Origin of the sequence: Paraburkholderia largidicola (genome assembly GCF_013426895.1) — a bacterium.
In the GTDB taxonomy this organism is placed as follows: Bacteria; Pseudomonadota; Gammaproteobacteria; order Burkholderiales; family Burkholderiaceae; genus Paraburkholderia; species Paraburkholderia largidicola.
The window spans coordinates 3,685,443-3,705,001 of the sequence record NZ_AP023174.1 but is presented as its reverse complement, the minus strand read 5'-3'; the positions used below and the strand labels follow the sequence as shown (position 1 = coordinate 3,705,001).

The window sequence follows — 19,559 nt, the reverse complement described above, 5'->3', positions numbered from 1 at the left end:
TGGTCACGGCATTGCGTTTTCAATAGCGCAGTGCCGTGCGCATCGCATGTGGTGTTGATAAACAAAAAGCAGTAGCGACACAAACGCCCAAAGCGCAATCAGATGCCATGCAACGTGGCCATGCGAAGGAGACAAGGGTGAGCACGACAGCAAGAAAACTCGAAGGCGAATTCGACTACATCGTCATTGGTGCGGGCACGGCAGGTTGTGTGCTTGCGAATCGCCTGACTGAAGATCCCGACGTCACCGTGCTGCTGCTAGAAGCAGGCGGCAAGGACGACTATCACTGGATTCACGTGCCTGTCGGTTACCTCTATTGCATCGGCAATCCGCGCACTGATTGGCTCTATAAAACGCAGGCAGAACCGGGACTCAACGGACGTGCATTGTCGTATCCGCGGGGCCGTGTATTGGGGGGCTCCTCGTCGATCAACGGCATGATCTACATGCGCGGCCAGCGCGAAGACTACGACGAATGGGCGCGTGTGACGGAAGATTCGTCGTGGTCGTGGGATGCCGTACTGCCTGTCTTCAAACGTAGCGAAGACCATCATGGCGGTGCAAATGAATTCCACGGCGCGGGCGGTCAATGGCGCGTGGAAAAGCAGCGCCTCAAATGGAAGATTCTGGAGAAGTTCGCCGAGGCCGCGCAGGAAGCCGGCATTCCCGCCACCGACGATTTCAATCGCGGCGACAACACGGGCGTCGGCTATTTCGATGTGAACCAGAAGCGCGGCATTCGCTGGAATGCATCGAAGGCTTTTTTGCGGCCTGCGATGCAGCGGCCGAATCTCACGGTCATCACGGGCGCGCACACGCAACGCGTTGTATTCGAAGGCAAGCGCTGCGTCGGTGTCGAATATCGCGGCGGCGATGTCGAGTACATCGCGAAGGCGCGCATTGAAGTCGTCATGAGTTCGGGCGCGGTGAACTCGCCGCAATTACTCGAGCTGTCGGGCATCGGTAATGGCGCGCGTCTGCAGAATCTCGGCATCGAGGTCGTGAACGATCTGCGCGGCGTCGGTGAAAATCTTCAGGACCATTTGCAGTTGCGTATGGCGTATAAGGTGCACGGCGTGCGCACGTTGAATACGGCCTCCGCGCACTGGTGGGGCAAGATGATGATCGGGCTGCAGTATCTGCTGATGCAAAGCGGGCCGATGTCGATGTCGCCGTCGCAACTCGGCGCGTTTGCGAAGTCCGATGTGAACGACAGATCGTTGACGCGTTCCGATCTCGAGTATCACGTGCAACCGCTTTCGCTCGACAAGTTCGGCGAACCTTTGCATCGCTTCAACGCGTTCACGGCATCGGTCTGTCATTTGCGTCCGACTTCGCGCGGCAGCGTGCATATCGAATCACGCAATCCGCACGCCGCGCCGCTGATCGCGCCGAACTATCTTTCGACGGAGTATGACCGTCACGTCGCTGCGAACGCGTTGCGTCTCACGCGGCGCATTGCGGCGTCGCCTGCACTGAAGCCGTATCGGCCCGAAGAGATCTTGCCCGGCATCCAGTTTCAGACCGAGGAAGAATTGCAGATCGCGGCGGGGCAGGTCGGTACCACCATCTTCCATCCCGTCGGTACATGCCGGATGGGCACATTGAATGATCCCGGCGCGGTCGTGGATAGCCGCTTGCGTGTGATCGGTGTCGAAGGACTGCGCGTGGTCGATGCATCCGTGATGCCCACGATTACCTCAGGGAACACGAACTCGCCGACACTGATGATCGCGGAACGCGCGAGCGACATGATTCGCGCAGACCGTCGTGCGCAAAGAGACAGTCACAGCATCGAAACCCGCGCCCCGTCTCCGATGTCCGTTGCATGACACGCAACGTTTAACGTTTTGCGCAGTGAAGGTCGAATTAAACACTAAGTGCAAATCCCAATGATTGCGCTGCATCATTGGCGCGACAATGGCATCCATGCTGCGTGGTGCGGCATGGATTACCGTCCGCATTGGTGCACCACGCCACGATTGGCACGGGGGTGTCATCGCCAATAACAGTCGCGCCGTTTCAGCGCGGAATAAAACGCGGTAATGCTTCGCCTTACTTCGCATGGAAGGGAACATGATTCTCGGCGATACGATACTCGAAACGCGCGGGCTCACTCGTGAGTTCAAGGGTTTTACCGCAGTCAACGGTGTGAACCTGCGCGTGAAGCGCGGTTCGATCCATGCGCTCATCGGGCCGAACGGCGCAGGCAAGACCACCTGCTTCAATCTGCTCACCAAATTTCTCGTGCCCACTGCGGGTCAGATCGTCTTTGACGGTATCGACATCACGGGCGAACGTCCAGCGCAGGTCGCGCGTCGCGGCATCATCCGCTCCTTTCAGATTTCCGCTGTATTTCCGCATCTGACGGCATTGCAGAATGTGCGCGTGGGTCTGCAACGTCAGCTCGGCTCGGCGTTTCATTTCTGGAGAAGCGAACGCACATTGCGTCAACTCGACGACCGCGCGATCGATCTGCTCACTCAGGTAGGCTTGACCGATTTCGCCGATGTGCCCGCCGTCGAACTGTCGTATGGGCGCAAACGCGCGCTCGAAATCGCCACGACGCTCGGCATGGAACCCGAACTGATGCTGCTCGACGAACCGACGCAAGGCATGGGGCATGAAGACGTCGACCGCGTGACCGCGCTGATCAAAAAAGTATCGGCGGGTCGCACGATCCTGATGGTCGAACACAACATGAATGTGATAGCCGGCATCTCCGACACGATTACCGTCCTGCAACGCGGCGAGGTGCTCGCCGAAGGCACGTACGCGGAAGTCTCGAAGAACCCGCTCGTCATGCAGGCCTATATGGGCAGTGCGGACGCGGCGCTTGCCGGAGCGCATGCATGAGCACAGTGAGCGAACAGGAAGACGCATCGGTCAGTGTGGTGAGCGGCGAACCCGCGCTGGAAATCGCGGGGCTGCAGGCGTGGTACGGCGAATCGCACATCCTGCATGGCGTCGATCTGACCGTCAGCCGCGGTGAAGTCGTCACGCTGCTCGGCCGCAATGGCGCGGGCCGCACCACGACGCTGCGCGCGATCATGGGCCTGACGGGCCGGCGTACGGGCTCGATCCGCGTCGGCGGACGCGAAACGATTTCGATGGCGACGCACCGCATCGCGCATTGCGGCGTCGGGTATTGCCCGGAAGAGCGCGGCATTTTTTCGAGCCTGTCGTGCGAGGAAAATCTGATGTTGCCGCCGCCCGTCGGCGACAAGTCGTTGATGATGTCGATCGACGAGATCTACCAGATGTTTCCCAATCTCCAGGAACGGCGCATGAGCCAGGGCACGCGCCTGTCGGGTGGCGAGCAACAGATGCTGGCCGTGGCGCGCATCCTTCGCACGGGCGCGAACCTGCTGTTGCTGGATGAAATCTCCGAAGGCCTTGCCCCCGTGATCGTCCAGGCGCTCGCGCGCATGATCGTCACATTGAAAGCGCGCGGCTACACGATCGTGATGGTCGAACAGAACTTCCGCTTTGCCGCGCCGCTCGCCGATCGTTTCTATGTGATGGAGCATGGACGCATCGTCGAGCATTTCGGAGCAAAGGAACTCGAAAGCAAAATGCCGGTGCTGCACGATTTGCTCGGCGTCTAAGTGGGGTGGACGCATCCCGACCAGCAATCGGGGTCGTCATGGGAACTGCGACGCACGACATACCCAGATGCCTCTGATAACCACAAGCATGGAAACAGGAGACACGCATGAAACTGAAGAACTTCGCCAGGTTGTCAGCAGTCTGCTTTGCGGCCGCCGCGGGCACGATGTTCGCTGCGGGTAACGCGCAGGCCGCGGATGGCGCGACCGTCAAGATCGGCTACATCACCGATCTTTCCGGTCTGTATGCGGATATCGATGGCCAGGGTGGCCTCGAGGCGATCCGCATGGCGATTGCCGATTTCGGCGGCAAGGTCAACGGCAAGACGGTCGAGCTGGTCTACGCCGATCACCAGAACAAGGCGGATATCGCCGCGTCGCGTGCACGTGAATGGATCGACCGCGACGGCGTCAACGTGATCATCGGCGGCACGAATTCGGCCACTGCGTTGTCGACCAATCAGGTTGCGGGTGAAAAGAAGGTTCCGTACATCAACATCGGCGCAGGCGCGGACAACCTGACCAACGAGCAATGCACGCCGTACACGGTGCACTACGCGTACGACACGATGGCGCTCGCAAAAGGCACGGGTTCGGCCGTGACGAAGCAGGGCGGCAAGACCTGGTACTTTCTGACTGCGGACTACGCGTTCGGCAAGGCGCTCGAAAAGAACACGTCGGACGTGGTGAAGGCGAATGGCGGACAGGTGCTCGGCACGGTGCGTCATCCGCTGTCGGCATCGGATTTCTCGTCGTTCCTGTTGCAGGCGCAAGGATCGAAGGCGCAGGTGCTGGGTCTCGCGAACGCGGGTGGCGACACGATCAACTCGATCAAGGCCGCCAAGGAATTCGGCGTGACGAAGTCGATGAAGATCGCCGCGCTGCTGATCTTCCTGACCGATATTCACAGCCTCGGACTTGAAACGACGCAAGGTCTGGTCGCCACCGATAGCTGGTACTGGAACAAGGACGCCAATACCCGCAAGTGGGCGCAGCGCTACTTCGACAAGATGAAGAAGATGCCGACCAGCCTGCAGGCAGCGGACTATTCGGCCGTCACCACTTATCTGAAGGCCGTGCAGGCAACTGGCACGACCGACAGCGACAAGGTGATGGATCAACTGCGCAAGACGAAGATCGACGATTTCTACGCGAAGGGCTACATCCGTCAGGACGGCAGCATGATCCACGACATGTACCTGATGGAAGTGAAGAAGCCGTCGGAATCGAAAGAGCCGTGGGATTACTACAAGATCACCGCGACGATTCCAGGCGATCAGGCATTCGGAACGAAAGCGGAGTCGCGCTGCGCGCTCTGGAAGTAAGCGGTTCGCAGCGAAGATGTAACGGGCGGCGCAGCGCCGCCCGTTGTGTCTCGTGAGTGAACTGCGTCGATATCATTCTGACGGCGGATTCAATGGATATCTTTGGCATTCCGCTTCCGGCGATGCTCAGCCAGTTGCTGCTCGGTCTCGTGAACGGTTCGTTCTACGCGATTCTGAGTCTGGGGCTGGCGGTGATCTTCGGTCTGCTCAACGTGATCAACTTCGCGCATGGCGCGTTGTTCATGCTGGGTGCGATGCTCACGTGGATGGGCCTGTCGTATTTCAGTCTGCCGTACTGGGTGATGCTCGTGCTCGCGCCCGTGCTGGTCGGGCTGTTCGGCATCGTGATCGAACGTTCGATGCTGCGCTGGCTGTACAAGCTCGACCACCTCTACGGCCTGTTGCTCACATTCGGGCTGACGCTCGTCGTCGAAGGCGTGTTCCATTCGATCTACGGTTCGTCGGGGCAGCCGTACGACGTGCCGTCGGCGCTTGCGGGCGCAACCAATCTCGGCTTCATGTTTCTGCCGAACTATCGCGCGTGGGTGGTCGTCGCGTCGTTGATCGTGTGCTTCGCGACGTGGTTCGTGATCGAGAAGACGCGTCTTGGCGCGTATCTGCGCGCGGGCACGGAGAACCCGAAGCTCGTCGAGGCATTCGGCGTTAACGTACCGATGATGGTCACGCTCACGTATGGCTTCGGCGTCGCGCTGGCCGCGTTTGCCGGCGTGCTGGCGGCGCCCGTCATTCAGGTATCGCCGCTGATGGGCCAGCCGATGATCATCACGGTGTTCGCGGTCGTCGTGATCGGCGGCATGGGCTCGATCATGGGGTCGATTCTCACGGGCCTGTTGCTGGGCGTGATCGAAGGGTTCACGCGCGTGTTCTATCCGGAAGCGTCGGCGACCGTGGTCTTCGTGATCATGGCGCTCGTGTTGCTCGTGCGTCCGGCGGGTCTCTTCGGCAAGGAAAAATGATGCAGAGAAAAGCGCTCTACGTTCTGCTGCTGGTCGCGCTGATCGTCGCGCCGTTTGTTGGCGCGTATCCCGTGTTCGTGATGAAGGTGTTGTGCTTTGCGTTGTTCGCGGCCGCGTTCAATCTGCTGATCGGCTATACGGGCCTGCTGTCGTTTGGACACGCAATGTTTCTCGCGACGGCCGGCTATATCACCGGTTACACGATCCAGACGCTCGGCATGTCGCCCGAAGTTGGCGTGATAGCGGGCGTGGCGGCGGCGACCCTACTGGGCTTTGTGGTCGGTCTGTTCGCGATTCGCCGACAGGGCATTTACTTCGCGATGGTGACGCTCGCGCTCGCGCAGATGGTCTACTTCGTGTTCCTGCAGGCTCCGTTCACACATGGCGAAGATGGCCTGCAAGGCGTGCCGCGCGGCAAGCTGTTCGGCACGTTGAGCCTGTCTTCGGACCTGACGCTGTACTTCGTCGTGCTGGCCGTGATGGTGCTCGCGTTCCTGCTGATCGTGAGGATCGTGCATTCGCCGTTCGGGCAGGTGCTGATCGCGATCAAGGAGAACGAGCCTCGCGCGATCTCGCTCGGCTATGATACGAACCGCTTCAAGCTGCTGGCGTTCATTCTGTCGGCGGGTCTTGCGGGTCTTGCCGGCTCGCTCAAGGTACTGGTGCTTGGCTTCGAAACGCTCGGCGATGCGTACTGGACGATGTCGGGCCTCGTCGTGCTGATGACGCTGGTGGGCGGCATGGGCACGCTGTTCGGTCCGTTGCTCGGCGCCGCGTTGATCGTCGCGCTGGAAGACCGGCTTGGCGATATCGGCAGCGGGCTGGCGTCGGTGACGGGTGTTGAGTGGTTCCGTTCACTCGGTGAGTCGGCGACGATCGTCACAGGGCTTATTTTCATCGCGTGCGTGCTGGCGTTCCGGCGCGGCATCGTCGGCGAGATCGTGCAGCGGGTCAAACCGTTGCGCGCCTGAGTGGGCCAGGAAATTAGTTTGCGATCCGAAGTAAGGGTTAGCCGCTGCGAAATGACGCGAACATGGAGCGAAACTACAAGAATGCGCCCCAATTTTGTGCGGCGCTGCACCACTAGGGTAAATGCTAGTTGCTCGTGAAGCGTCCCCCGTTTAATCTTCACACAGTTCTGATGCACCGAATTTTGCAGGTGGAGAACGAGGAGACATGAGGCGCATAAGTGCCCATACAAAAGCGCTGTTGGACGAAATCCAACAGCGCTTTTTACTTTTTCCGTTCAAAACTCATCTTCTTCAGCGCGCCTTTCTGCGTCGCGCGGCGTTGTAAATCTGGCGTTTTCTCTCTCGCTGCGCCCGGCATTTTTCCCCAAAGATTCAAAGCCTTCAAAGCGCTTGCCGCCTGCGGTATGCCTCCGCTACACTCGCCATTCGCCGACCATCGGGTCGGCCTTTGGAAACATTCGAATCCATTCGAACATCGGGGCGTAGAGGAGCGGAATGAAGTCGGCATTGCGGTGGATCAGCGCGGCACTCGTCGCGGCAGGCGTGTGCGCAACCTATAGCGGCGCGGCATTCGCGGACGTGAAAATCGGCATGACGGTATCGGCGACGGGGCCCGCGGCCTCGCTCGGCATTCCGGAGAAGAACACCAGCGCACTTCTGCCGAAGGAAATCGCGGGCCAGAAAATCGACTACATCGTGCTCGACGATGCAACCGACTCGACGCAAGCCGTCAAGAACGCACGCAAGCTCACCAGTGAAGATCACGTCGACGCGTTGATCGGCTCGACTGTCGTGCCGAACTCGCTGGCCATGATCGACATCGCCAACGAAACGCAAACGCCGATGATCTCGATGGCGGCAGCGGCGTCGATCGTCGAGCCGATGGATGCGAAGCGCTCGTGGGTCTTCAAGACGCCGCAGAACGACATTCTGATGGCGACGGCGATTGCACAACACATGTCGAACCACGGCGTGAAGACGGTGGCTTTCATCGGCTTCTCGGATGCGTACGGCGAGAGCTGGTTCAAGGAATTCACCAAGGCCGCCGATCTCAAGAAGATCAAGGTCGTCGCGAATGAACGTTTCGCGCGCAACGATGCGTCCGTGACGGGCCAGGTGCTGAAGATGATGTCGCAGAACCCGGATGCCGTGCTCATCGCCGGTGCGGGCACGCCGGCCGCATTGCCGGAAAAGACACTGCGCGAGCGCGGCTTCAAGGGCAAGTACTATCAGACGCACGGCGTTGCGAATAACGACTTCCTGCGCGTGTGCGGCAAGGATTGCGAAGGCACGTATCTGCCCGCCGGCCCGCTGCTCGTCGCCGATCAGCTGCCCGATTCGAATCCTGTGAAGAAGGCTTCGCTCGCCTATAAGCACGCCTATGAAGGCGCCAACGGCGCGGGTTCGATCTCGACGTTCGGCGGTCACGCATGGGACGCGGGTCTGCTTCTGCAGCACGCCATTCCCATCGCTTTGAAGAAGGGCCAGCCGGGTACGCCGCAATTCCGTGAAGCATTGCGCGTCGCGCTCGAAGACACGAAAGATCTGCCGGGCTCGCACGGTATCTTCAACATGAGCGTGAACGATCACGCGGGTCTCGATCAGCGCGCACGTGTGATGGTGCAAATCGTCGACGGCAAATGGAAGCTTGCTTCCGATTAAACGAGGCGAATTAACGAACTCGAATTCACAAAAAAAGACGCGAGCAGTTGACGCGTCTTTTTTATTGCACGCGAGATGTCTGAATAAAAAAGCCGTGCAATGGGTAGGGGAGTGACGAAAGCGGTAGAGCCTGCGTTTGACGTTTGACGCAATTGCAACGAGCAGGGAAAACCATGCTTGGCAGGCTTATACCCGATAACTAGATTCAGTTACCCGGTTCCTGAACCGGATTACGACACGCATTTAAAGCGTTTGGAGACGAGCAATGAAAACGACAAAGCAATGGGTCCGTACCGCGATCGCGATGGCGCTCGTGTGCGGAGCAAGTGCGGCGATGGCGCAGGTGAAGATCGGGGTCACGCTGTCCACGACGGGACCGGCTGCATCGCTCGGCATCCCTGAGAAAAACACGATTGCGCTGCTGCCGAAGGAAATCGCGGGCAAGAGCGTGCAGTACATCGTGCTCGACGACGCATCGGATACGAGCCGCGCCGTGCAGAACACGCGCAAGCTGATCGATGAAGATCACGTCGATGCGATCATCGGCTCGACGGTCACGCCGAACTCGCTCGCCATGCTAGACCCCGCTTCCGAAGGCAAGACGCCGGTGATCTCGCTCGCGGCATCGGCGGCCATCATCTCGCCGATGGATGCGAAGCGTTCATGGGCGTTCAAGACGCCGCAAAACGACGGTCTGATGGCCGATGCGATCGCCGAGTACATGGAGAAGCACGGCGTGAAGACGGTGGCGTTCATCGGCTTCGCAGATGCCTATGGCGAGAACTGGTACAACGTGTTCAGCAAGGCGGCGGAAGCCCATCATCTGAAGATCGTCGCGAATGAACGCTATAACCGCACCGATGCATCGGTGACGGGGCAGGTGCTGAAGCTCGCTGCATCGAATGCGGACGCGGTGCTGATCGCCGGCGCGGGCACGCCGTCCGCGCTGCCAGCGAAGGCGCTCAAGGAGCGCGGCTACAAGGGCAAGATCTATCAGACGCACGGCGTCGCGAACAACGACTTCCTGCGCGTGTGCGGCAAGGATTGCGAAGGCGAATTGCTGCCCGCAGGCCCGATTCTCGTCGCCGATCAGTTGCCCGATTCGAACCCGGTGAAGAAGTCGTCGCTCGCGTACAAGAACGCGTATGAGAAGGCCTATGGCGTGGGTACGGTGGCGACCTTCGGCGGTCACGCGTGGGATGCCGGCCAGATGCTCCAGCGTGCGATTCCCGAGGCGCTGAAGAAGGGCCAGCCGGGCACGGAAGCGTTCCGCGTCGCATTGCGTGAAGCGCTCGAGAACGTCAAGGACTTGCCACTTTCGCACGGCATCATGAACACGACGCCCACCGACCACAACGGTCTCGACAAGCGCGCACGCGTAATCGTCGAGATTTCTGATGGCAAGTGGAAACTCCAAAACGACTAAGACGGTACGCGCCTCTCGCGCAATGCGTGGTGGCCGGCGTATGCGAAGACTCTTAAGCCACGCGGCCATTTCTGATCGATAACAATGGCAAGCCCTGCCGCGCCGTATCTCAGGCGCGGCAGTTGTTTTATGTGTTTCAGCTTCGCTTCGTGGCTGGTGGTCGGTCAGCCAGCTCTCATCGTTTCTTAGTTTCGATTTCGACGTTCCAGGACGAGGAAGTATGGATCTATCAATTGCGGCGATCCTCGCGCAGGACGGCATCACGACCGGCGCGATCTACGCATTGCTCGCGCTCGCGTTGGTGCTGGTGTTCTCCGTGACGCGCGCCATTTTCATCCCGCAAGGGGAGTTCGTGTCGTATGGCGCGCTGACGCTCGCCGCATTGCAGACACAGAAGTTTCCGGCGACATGCTGGCTGCTGATGGCGATGGGGCTCGCGTGCTTCGTGGTCGAGGTGATCGGCATGGCGCGGCACGCGGAGCGGCGGCGTCATGCGGCGCGCGCACTCGTGATGCTGGTCGGCAAGTATCTGCTGTTTCCCGTTGCCGTCTACGCGGTCACGCGCGGCGTATTCATGCAGCCGCTGCCGATGCTCGCGCAGATCGCGCTGACGCTGCTGATCGTGGTGCCGATGGGGCCGTTCGTCTATCGCCTCGCCTACGAGCCAGTTGCCGAAGGGACGACGCTGTTGCTGCTGATCGTCTCCGTCGCCGTGCACTTCGCGATGGTCGGCCTCGGGCTCGTGATGTTCGGCGCGGAAGGCTCGCGGACCAACGCCTTCACCGATTCCACCTTCAACATCGGCAGCCTGGCGATCTCAGGGCAGAGCGTGTGGGTGATCGGTGTGGCCGTGGTGCTGATCGGTGTGCTGTACGTGTATTTCGATCGCTCGATTTCCGGCAAGGCATTGCGCGCGACGTCGGTGAACCGGCTCGGCGCGCAGCTGGTCGGCATCGGCACGACGCAGGCGGGTCGGCTCGCGTTCACGCTGGCGGCCGGCCTCGGCGTGCTGTGCGGGATTCTCGTCGCGCCGCTGACGACCATCTACTACGACTCGGGCTTCCTGATCGGTCTGAAGGGCTTCGTAGGGGCGATTATCGGCGGGCTGGTCAGTTATCCGCTGGCGTTTGCGGGTTCGATACTCGTCGGCTTGCTGGAGTCTTATTCATCGTTCTGGGCCAGTTCCTACAAGGAAGTGATCGTGTTCACGCTGATCATTCCCGTGCTGCTCTGGCGGAGTCTAGCCAGCCCGCACGCGGAAGAAGAGGAGGAGTGACGCGATGAAACGCATCATGAAAAACAGGTTCTTCTGGTTGTTCCTCGTCGTCATGTTCGCGCTGCCCGTGCTACCGCAGCCGATCCGCGTGCCCGAGTACTGGGTGACGCTGCTCAACTACATCGGGCTGTATTCGATCGTGGCGATCGGCCTCGTGCTGCTGACGGGTATCGGCGGAATGACGAGCTTTGGGCAGGCGGCATTCGTCGGCGTCGGCGCGTATACGACGGCGTATCTGACGACGCAGTTCGGCGTGTCACCGTGGCTCGCGCTGATCGTCGGCGTCGTGCTGACGGCGCTGATTGCGCTGCTGCTGGGCGCCGTCACGATGCGGCTGTCGGGCCACTTCCTGCCGCTCGGAACGATCGCATGGGGTCTCGCGCTGTTCTTCCTGTTCGGCAATATGGAGATGCTCGGCAAGTACGACGGGATCAACGGAATACCGGTGTTGAACGTGCTCGGCATCAATCTGGAATCGGGCCGCCATATCTACTACCTGATCTGGATCGTCGTGCTCGGCGCCGTGGTGTCTGTTCAGAATCTGCTTAATAGCCGGCCGGGGCGTGCGATTCGCGCTCTGCGCGGCGGTGGCTTGATGGCAGAGGCAATGGGCGTGAATACGGCGTGGATGCGCGTCGTGATCTTCGTCTACGCAGCGGTGCTGGCAGCGATTTCGGGCTTTCTCTACGCGCATTTGCAGCGCGCGGTGAATCCGACGCCGTTCGGCCTCAATCACGGCATCGAGTTTCTGTTCATGGCCGTGGTCGGGGGCGTTGCGCACGTCTGGGGCGCGGTGCTGGGTGCGGCGATCCTGACGATTCTGCAGGACTATTTGCAGACCCTGCTGCCGAAACTGCTCGGTGAAAACGGCAACTTCGAAATTATCGTGTTTGGCGTCCTGATGGTGCTGCTTTTGCAGTATGCGCGCCAAGGTGTGTGGCCGTTCGTCGCGCGGATGTTCCCGCGCGGCCCGCGCGCGCATGTGCCAGATCATGCGGATGCTTTGCCGCAGCGCAGCAAGCCGACTGCGGGTGAATCGCTGCTGGTGGTGGACAAGGCGCGTAAGCAGTTCGGCGGTCTGGTCGCGGTGAACGATGTCAGCTTCGAAGTGAAGGCGGGGCAGATCATTGGCTTGATTGGGCCTAACGGCGCAGGCAAATCGACGACCTTCAATCTGGTCACAGGCGTCCTGCAGCCGACGAGCGGCTCGATTTCATTTCAGGGCCAACGTATCGATGCGCTCAATTCACGTGAAATCGTCAGAAGGGGCATTGGGCGCACCTTTCAGCATGTCAAGCTGCTGCCGGGGATGACCGTGCTGGAGAATGTCGCGATCGGCGCGCACCTGCGTGGGCATGCCGGCGTGTGGCGCAGCGTGGCGCGCCTGAACGCGGCCGAGGAGGCGCGGCTGATGGCGGAAGCGGCTCGCCAGATTCGGCGCGTTGGCCTCGAAGAGCATATGTACGATGAGGCGGGTAGCCTCGCGCTGGGCAAACAGCGGATTCTGGAGATTGCACGGGCGCTGTGCTGCGATCCGACGCTTCTGCTGCTCGATGAGCCGGCAGCCGGCCTGCGTTATCAGGAAAAGCAGCAACTGGCGACGCTGCTGCGCAAGCTTCGCGAGGAAGGCATGAGCGTTCTGCTCGTCGAACACGATATGGATTTCGTGATGAATCTGACGGATCGGCTGGTGGTCATGGAGTTTGGGACGCGTATCGCGGAAGGTTTGCCGCAAGACGTGCAGAACGATCCGGCCGTGCTGGAAGCGTACTTGGGCGGGGTGGAGTGATGGCGAATCAGACAACAGCTGCACCGATTCTCGAAGTGAGCAGCCTTTCCGTGCGTTATGGAAAGGTCGAAGCGCTGCATGGCGCGAAGATCGCGGTGCGCCCCGGCCAGATCGTCTCGGTGATCGGTCCGAACGGCGCGGGCAAGTCGACGCTGCTGAACGCGATCATGGGCGCGCTGCCCGTGACCGGGCATGCCAAGGGCGCGATCACCTATCGGGACGAGGATGTCAGCCATGTCCCCATCGAGAAGCGCGTGGCGCGTGGAATGTGTCTTGTGCCGGAGAAGCGCGAGCTGTTTTCAGCAATGACGGTCGAGGACAATCTGGTTTTGGGCGCTTATCGGCGCAAGCGCGCTGGCGAGCGGAATTATCTCGACCAACTTGAGCCGGTGTTCCAGCTTTTTCCGCGGCTGAAGGAGCGACGCAAACAGGCTGCTGGCACGTTGTCGGGCGGCGAGCGGCAAATGCTGGCGGTTGGGCGCGCGCTGATGGGCAAGCCGGATCTGCTGATGCTCGATGAGCCGAGCTTGGGTCTGGCGCCACTCATTGTGAAAGAGATTTTTCATATCATCAGCGCATTGCGTCAGACGGGTGTCGCCACGCTGTTGATCGAGCAGAACGCACGCGCTGCGCTACAGATCTCCGACTATGGCTATGTTCTCGAAACAGGAGAGCTAGCGTTGGAAGGGGAGGCGAATGAGTTGGCGCAGAATCCGCGTGTCATCGAAACATATTTGGGCCTGACAAAGAAAGTCGCCTAGCGAAAGGAATTTTTGGCGGATTGGCTGTCAAACGAGCGGCGTGTTTCACGTGAAACACGCCGTTTTTTCGTCCTATACCATCTGGACGGAATTCGGGCCAAAAGCGAACCCGCTATAATTTCGCCCATACTTTCTTTTAGGCTCACGCTGGATCCCGCGTGAGATCCGCGATGCTTTATCCCACAGAGTTTGACGTAATCGTCGTTGGCGGCGGTCATGCCGGCACGGAAGCCGCTTTGGCGTCCGCGCGCATGGGCAACAAGACGCTTTTGCTAACGCACAACATCGAAACCCTCGGTCAGATGAGCTGCAATCCGTCGATTGGCGGCATTGGCAAAGGCCATCTGGTCAAGGAAGTCGACGCGCTCGGCGGCGCAATGGCGGCTGCCACTGACGAAGGCGGGATTCAGTTCCGTATTCTCAACTCGTCGAAGGGGCCCGCCGTTCGGGCGACCCGCGCACAGGCTGACCGCATTCTGTACAAGGCGGCGATCCGCCATCGCCTCGAAAATCAGCCGAATCTTTGGCTGTTTCAGCAGTCTGTCGACGATTTGATGGTCGAAGGCGACCGCGTCGTCGGCGCTGTGACGCAGGTCGGGGTTCGTTTCCGCTCGCGTGCGGTCGTGTTGACGGCCGGCACGTTCCTCGATGGGAAAATCCACGTCGGCCTCAATAACTATACGGGCGGGCGAGCAGGGGACCCGGCAGCGGTGTCGCTGTCAGCGCGGCTCAAGGAGTTGAAGCTGCCGCAGGGCCGGTTGAAGACGGGCACACCGCCGCGTATCGACGGCCGTACGATCGATTTCTCGAAGCTGGAAGAGCAGCCGGGCGATCTCGATCCGGTCCCCGTGTTCTCGTTCCTTGGGCGTGTCGAACAGCATCCGCGTCAGGTTCCGTGCTGGGTCACGCACACGAATTCGCAAACGCACGACATCATCCGTAGCGGTCTGGACCGTTCGCCCATGTACACGGGCGTGATCGAGGGCGTTGGCCCGCGTTATTGCCCGTCGATCGAGGACAAGATTCATCGGTTTGCGTCGAAAGAGTCGCATCAGATCTTTCTCGAGCCGGAAGGCTTGACCACGAACGAGTTCTATCCGAACGGGATCTCGACGAGCCTGCCGTTCGACGTCCAGCTGGAGTTGGTTCGTTCGATGGTCGGTCTGGAGCATGCACACATCCTGCGTCCGGGCTATGCAATCGAGTACGACTACTTCGATCCCCGCGGATTGAAAGCATCGTTGGAAACGAAGGTGATCAACGGCCTGTTCTTTGCCGGTCAGATCAACGGAACGACGGGCTATGAAGAGGCGGCGGCGCAAGGGCTGCTGGCGGGGATCAATGCTGGCCTGTATGTACAGGACAAGGAAGCGTGGTGCCCGCGCCGCGATCAGGCCTACCTCGGCGTGCTGGTTGACGATCTGGTGACGCGTGGCGTCTCCGAACCGTATCGGATGTTCACGAGCCGCGCGGAATATCGCTTGAGCCTGCGCGAAGACAACGCCGACATGCGTCTGACCGAGATCGGGCGTGAACTCGGCGTGGTGGATGACGAGCGGTGGGATGCATTCAGCCGGAAACGCGACGCTGTTTCACGTGAAACAGAGCGGCTGCGTACCACGTGGGTCAATCCGAAGACGCTTTCGTCTGAGGAAGCGACGGCATTGCTCGGCAAGCCGATCGACCACGAGTACAGCCTCGCCGATCTGCTGCGGCGTCCGGGCGTGTCGTACGACGGCGTCTGCGCGCTGCGCGAAGGCGCCTGCGGTCCGGCCGAAGCGCTCGCCAACGACGAAGTGCTGCTCGCACAGATCAAGGAGCAGATCGAGATCGGCGTCAAATATCAGGGGTATATCGAGCGGCAAGCGGGTGAGATCGAACGAAACGAGGCACACGAGAACACGAAATTGCCGGAAAACCTCGACTACGCGGAGGTCCGTGGGCTGTCGTTCGAGGCGCGTCAGAAGCTGACGCAGTTCCGCCCGGAAACGATCGGCCAGGCGTCGCGCATCTCGGGCATCACGCCAGCCGCTATCTCGCTCCTGATGGTTCACCTGAAGCGTGGCCTCGGTCGGCGCGCTCAGAAGCCTGCTGGCGCTGGCACCGACAACTCGCCGGTGGCTCAATGACGGCGCGTATCGACACGACGGCGGGGCGCGAGGCACTCGCCGCGCTGCTGGAAGAGGGCCTGCGTGAACTGGACATCCAGCTGAGCCCGGAACAAAAGGGCAAATTGCTCGACTACGTCGCGTTGCTGGCCAAGTGGAACGCTGTCTATAACCTGACGGCGATCCGCGATCCGCGGCAAATGCTGATTCAGCACATCCTCGATTCACTTTCGATCGTTCCACATCTGGCCGCACTTGGCCCCGCGACGCTGCTGGACGTCGGCTCGGGAGGCGGGCTGCCGGGTATCGTCCTGGCGATCGTGTTTCCCGAATGGTCGATCACCGTCAACGACATCGTTCAGAAAAAGTCTGCGTTCCAGTCTCAGGCTAAGGCGGAGCTAGGCTTGGGAAATCTGTCGGTTGTCACGGGGCGCGTCGAAAATCTGCGGCCGGGAGCCGAGGTTCCAGGAAAGTTCGATGTAATTGTCTCGCGCGCGTTCGCAGAGCTTGCGGATTTCGTTACACTGGCCCGTCACCTCGTCGCGGACGATGGCGCGATCTGGGCAATGAAGGGCGTTCGACCGGACGGGGAAATCGAGCGCTTGCCTGATGGCGCCCACGTGAAGCAAGTGATTCGTCTCAAAGTGCCTGCGCTGGATGCCGAGCGGCATCTGATCGAAGTCACGGTAGGCTGATTTCCACATCGAAATTTCATTAAACAGGCTGCAAAGGGACACCTAACAGATGGCAAAAATCTTCTGCGTTGCGAACCAGAAGGGTGGAGTCGGCAAAACGACGACCGCGGTCAATCTCGCCGCGAGCCTCGCATCGCAGGGACAGCGGGTCCTGCTCATCGATCTCGATCCGCAAGGCAACGCCACCATGGGTAGTGGCGTCGACAAGGCCGCTTGCGAGAACACGGTATATGAAGTGCTGGTCGACGGCGTGTCGGTGGCCGACGCGCGAGTGAAGTCGGAAGCCGTTTCATATGATGTCGTGCCGGCGAACCGCGAACTTGCCGGTGCCGAAGTCGAACTCGTGGGCATGGAGAATCGCGAGCGTCAGCTCAAGGAGGCGATTTCTCACGTCGTGGCGGACTACGACTTCGTGCTGATCGACTGTCCTCCCGCGCTCTCGCTGCTGACGCTGAACGGCCTTTGCGCCGCGCACGGCGTCGTTATCCCGATGCAATGCGAATATTTTGCGCTCGAGGGCCTGTCGGACCTCATCAATACGATCAAGCAGGTGCATGCGAACCTGAACCGTGACTTGAAGGTGATCGGCCTGTTGCGCGTTATGTTCGATCCACGCATCACGCTGCAACAGCAGGTATCGGAACAACTGAAAGAGCATTTTGGAGACAAGGTGTTCGACGTCGTCATTCCGCGCAACGTGCGACTCGCCGAGGCGCCGAGTTACGGCCTGCCGGGTGTCGTGTTCGACCGCGCATCGCGCGGCGCGCAGGCTTATGTGCAGTTCGGCGCGGAAATGATCGAGCGGGTGCGCCTGCTATGACGCAGCGTCAATCATCCAAAGCGGATCGAGGAACCACGATGAACGCAGTAGCACGGAAGAAGGGGTTGGGCAGGGGGCTGGAGGCACTGCTCGGCGGAAGCGCGGATATCACGGAAGCGGTGAAGATCAACGGCGCACCTCACACGTTGCCGCTCGACAAGATGCAGGCGGGCAAGTATCAGCCGCGCACCCGCATGGACGAGGGTGCACTGCAGGAACTGGCGGCTAGCATTCGCGCGCAGGGTCTGATGCAACCGATTCTGGTGCGGCCTGTCTCTGCGGAAAAGTTTGAAATCATTGCGGGTGAGCGGCGTTTTCGCGCTGCGCGCCTTGCTGGTCTCGAAGAAGTGCCTGTCCTCGTACGCGATGTGCCCGATCAGGCTGCTGCCGCGATGGCGCTTATCGAGAATATCCAGCGCGAGGACCTGAACCCGCTGGAAGAGGCGCAGGGTATCCAGCGGCTGCTCGATGAGTTCAGCTTCACGCACGAGCAGGCGGCCGAGTCGGTAGGGCGCTCGCGCAGTGCGGTGTCGAATCTGCTGCGTCTGCTGAATCTGGCGTCGCCCGTGCAAACGATGCTGCTCGCCGGCGATCTGGACATGGGCCACGCACGTGCACTGCTTGCCGTGGACGGTGCCACGCAGATCACACTCGCGAACCAGGTCGTCAACAAGCGCATGTCGGTGCGTGAAACCGAAAAGCTGGTCACGGCGACGACGAAGGCGGTACCCGCTGTCAAGGCGAAAGCGAACAACGACGGTGGCCGCGACACGCGACGGCTCGAAGAGGAACTGTCGGATCTGCTCGCCGCTACGGTGAAGATCAAGCTCGGACGCCGGGGGCGAGGGCAGGTGCTCGTCGATTTCGGCGACCTCGATGCGCTGGAAGGGATTCTCGCCCGCTTGCGGGGCAACGCAGCGGCTGCATAAGCAACGTCGCCAATGCCCGCTGCCGAGCAAGCGCTAAAACCACATCGCAACCTGCTACGCACGATCATCCACTGTGCAACGAAGGAGCCGGTTCTCACCGTGCTCGTCGTTGCATTGGTCGCGTTGCAGGTTTTTCATCCGCGTCCATGGGAATCGTTGCCCGGGTTGGTCGACTGGCAGACGGTGATGACGCTTGCCGGTCTCCTGATCCTGACGAAGGCCGTCGAATATTCAGGATTCCTGATGTGGCTCGCGCATCGCGTCGTCCATCACATCCGGTCGCAGCGCGCACTCGCGTATCTGTTGATCGCGCTTGCCGCTGCGCTGTCGACATTGCTCACCAACGATGTCGCGTTGTTCGTCGTCGTACCGCTCGCGTTGTCGTTGAATGAATTGACGCCGCTGCCGCTCAAACGTCTCGTCATTTTCATCGCGATAGCGGTCAACGCAGGCTCGATCCTCACGCCTTTGGGCAATCCGCAAAATCTGTTTCTCTGGCAGACGAGCGGCGTCTCGTTCGGCGGATTCGTGCTGGCGCTCGCGCCCTTGTGTCTGGCGTTAATGGCGATGCTGTACGCGTTGGCCACGGTGTCGTTCAAGCGCACCGAGCTTGATTTGTCGAAAGACACCGAACCGCATCCTGTCGATCGTCCGCTGCTTGGCGTGGCTGTCGTGTTGTTTGCGGCGTTCGTGCTGCTCGCCGATTCTCATCGAGCGGGCATCGGACTGATTGGCGTCGGCATCGGATTCATCTTCTGGCGACCGCGAATCGTCCTGAAGATCGACTGGCTTCTGCTGCTGATCTTCGTGTTCATGTTCATTGTGTTGAGAAGCGTCGCGGCATTGCCCTGGGTACACAACGCCGTCGGGGAGCTGCATCTCTCGACGCCATTGCGCGCCTACGCGGCGGGCGCGGTCCTCTCGCAGTTCATCAGCAACGTGCCCGCTGCGATCATGCTGGCCGAGTTTTCGAAGGATTGGCGAGCGCTTGCGTTCGGTGTCAGCGTCGGCGGCTTTGGATTCGCGATCGGTTCGTTGGCGAATCTGATTGCAATGAGGCTTTCAGGACAGCGAGGAATGTGGGCGCAATTTCACCTCTTTTCGATCCCGTTCTGGGTGATCGGTGGTGCCGTCGGCGGGTGGCTTCTGTTGCATTTTTGACACTGCTGAGTGCGGCGAAAACACGCATCTCAACCCGCCGACTTAGCACAG

16 protein-coding genes are annotated in these 19,559 nt (G+C 60.4%); all 16 read left to right on the top strand.

Features of this window, described 5'->3' with window-relative positions; all coding sequences use genetic code 11:
* Positions 1-107 precede the first annotated feature (107 nt).
* The 16 genes from PPGU16_RS16495 to PPGU16_RS16420 all read left to right on the top strand — a co-directional run bounded on the left by PPGU16_RS16495 (position 108) and on the right by PPGU16_RS16420 (position 19,508).
* Positions 108-1,832, top strand: coding sequence for a GMC family oxidoreductase (locus PPGU16_RS16495; protein ID WP_180721118.1), 1,725 nt, complete (start codon positions 108-110; stop codon positions 1,830-1,832).
* A 244-nt stretch (positions 1,833-2,076) separates the two neighbouring features.
* Positions 2,077-2,856 (top strand): ABC transporter ATP-binding protein, encoded by a 780-nt coding sequence (locus PPGU16_RS16490; RefSeq protein WP_035987717.1) that lies wholly within the window; start codon positions 2,077-2,079, stop codon positions 2,854-2,856.
* Positions 2,853-3,608 carry an ABC transporter ATP-binding protein gene (locus tag PPGU16_RS16485; protein WP_035987372.1) on the top strand — a complete coding sequence of 252 codons (756 nt, stop codon included), beginning with the start codon at positions 2,853-2,855 and terminating at the stop codon, positions 3,606-3,608. The genes PPGU16_RS16490 and PPGU16_RS16485 overlap by 4 nt, the downstream gene beginning before the upstream one ends.
* A gap of 107 nt (positions 3,609-3,715) precedes the next feature.
* On the top strand, positions 3,716-4,933 hold the full coding sequence (locus tag PPGU16_RS16480) for an ABC transporter substrate-binding protein (RefSeq protein ID WP_405031754.1): 1,218 nt from the start codon (positions 3,716-3,718) through the stop codon (positions 4,931-4,933).
* A 92-nt stretch (positions 4,934-5,025) separates the two neighbouring features.
* Positions 5,026-5,910, top strand: a complete 885-nt coding sequence (locus tag PPGU16_RS16475) for a branched-chain amino acid ABC transporter permease (protein WP_035987376.1) — start codon at positions 5,026-5,028, stop codon at positions 5,908-5,910.
* Positions 5,910-6,881, top strand: coding sequence for a branched-chain amino acid ABC transporter permease (locus PPGU16_RS16470; RefSeq protein WP_180722653.1), 972 nt, complete (start codon positions 5,910-5,912; stop codon positions 6,879-6,881). The genes PPGU16_RS16475 and PPGU16_RS16470 overlap by 1 nt, the downstream gene beginning before the upstream one ends.
* A 495-nt stretch (positions 6,882-7,376) precedes the next feature.
* Positions 7,377-8,543, top strand: a complete 1,167-nt coding sequence (locus PPGU16_RS16465; protein WP_180721117.1) for an ABC transporter substrate-binding protein — start codon at positions 7,377-7,379, stop codon at positions 8,541-8,543.
* Between the two features lie 265 nt (positions 8,544-8,808).
* The gene (locus PPGU16_RS16460; protein WP_180721115.1) at positions 8,809-9,969 is read left to right on the top strand and encodes an ABC transporter substrate-binding protein; all 1,161 of its coding nucleotides are present in this window, start codon (positions 8,809-8,811) and stop codon (positions 9,967-9,969) included.
* Between the two features lie 220 nt (positions 9,970-10,189).
* Complete coding sequence (locus PPGU16_RS16455; RefSeq protein WP_180721113.1) at positions 10,190-11,245, top strand: branched-chain amino acid ABC transporter permease; 1,056 nt, start codon at positions 10,190-10,192, stop codon at positions 11,243-11,245.
* Between the two features lie 4 nt (positions 11,246-11,249).
* Positions 11,250-13,034, top strand: a complete 1,785-nt coding sequence (locus PPGU16_RS16450) for a branched-chain amino acid ABC transporter ATP-binding protein/permease (protein WP_180721111.1) — start codon at positions 11,250-11,252, stop codon at positions 13,032-13,034.
* A complete protein-coding gene (locus PPGU16_RS16445; protein ID WP_180721109.1) occupies positions 13,034-13,795 on the top strand; it encodes an ABC transporter ATP-binding protein in 762 nt (253 codons plus the stop codon). The genes PPGU16_RS16450 and PPGU16_RS16445 overlap by 1 nt, the downstream gene beginning before the upstream one ends.
* A gap of 170 nt (positions 13,796-13,965) precedes the next feature.
* Complete coding sequence (gene mnmG / locus PPGU16_RS16440) at positions 13,966-15,924, top strand: tRNA uridine-5-carboxymethylaminomethyl(34) synthesis enzyme MnmG (RefSeq protein WP_180721107.1); 1,959 nt, start codon at positions 13,966-13,968, stop codon at positions 15,922-15,924.
* Positions 15,921-16,598 carry a 16S rRNA (guanine(527)-N(7))-methyltransferase RsmG gene (gene rsmG / locus PPGU16_RS16435; RefSeq protein WP_180721105.1) on the top strand — a complete coding sequence of 226 codons (678 nt, stop codon included), beginning with the start codon at positions 15,921-15,923 and terminating at the stop codon, positions 16,596-16,598. Before mnmG ends, rsmG begins: the two co-directional genes overlap by 4 nt.
* Positions 16,599-16,647: 49 nt before the next feature.
* On the top strand, positions 16,648-17,418 hold the full coding sequence (locus PPGU16_RS16430) for a ParA family protein (RefSeq protein WP_180721104.1): 771 nt from the start codon (positions 16,648-16,650) through the stop codon (positions 17,416-17,418).
* 38 nt (positions 17,419-17,456) lie between these two features.
* Positions 17,457-18,347, top strand: coding sequence for a ParB/RepB/Spo0J family partition protein (locus PPGU16_RS16425; protein WP_180721102.1), 891 nt, complete (start codon positions 17,457-17,459; stop codon positions 18,345-18,347).
* 12 nt (positions 18,348-18,359) lie between these two features.
* Positions 18,360-19,508, top strand: coding sequence for a sodium:proton antiporter (locus tag PPGU16_RS16420; RefSeq protein ID WP_243460552.1), 1,149 nt, complete (start codon positions 18,360-18,362; stop codon positions 19,506-19,508).
* Positions 19,509-19,559 lie beyond the last annotated feature (51 nt).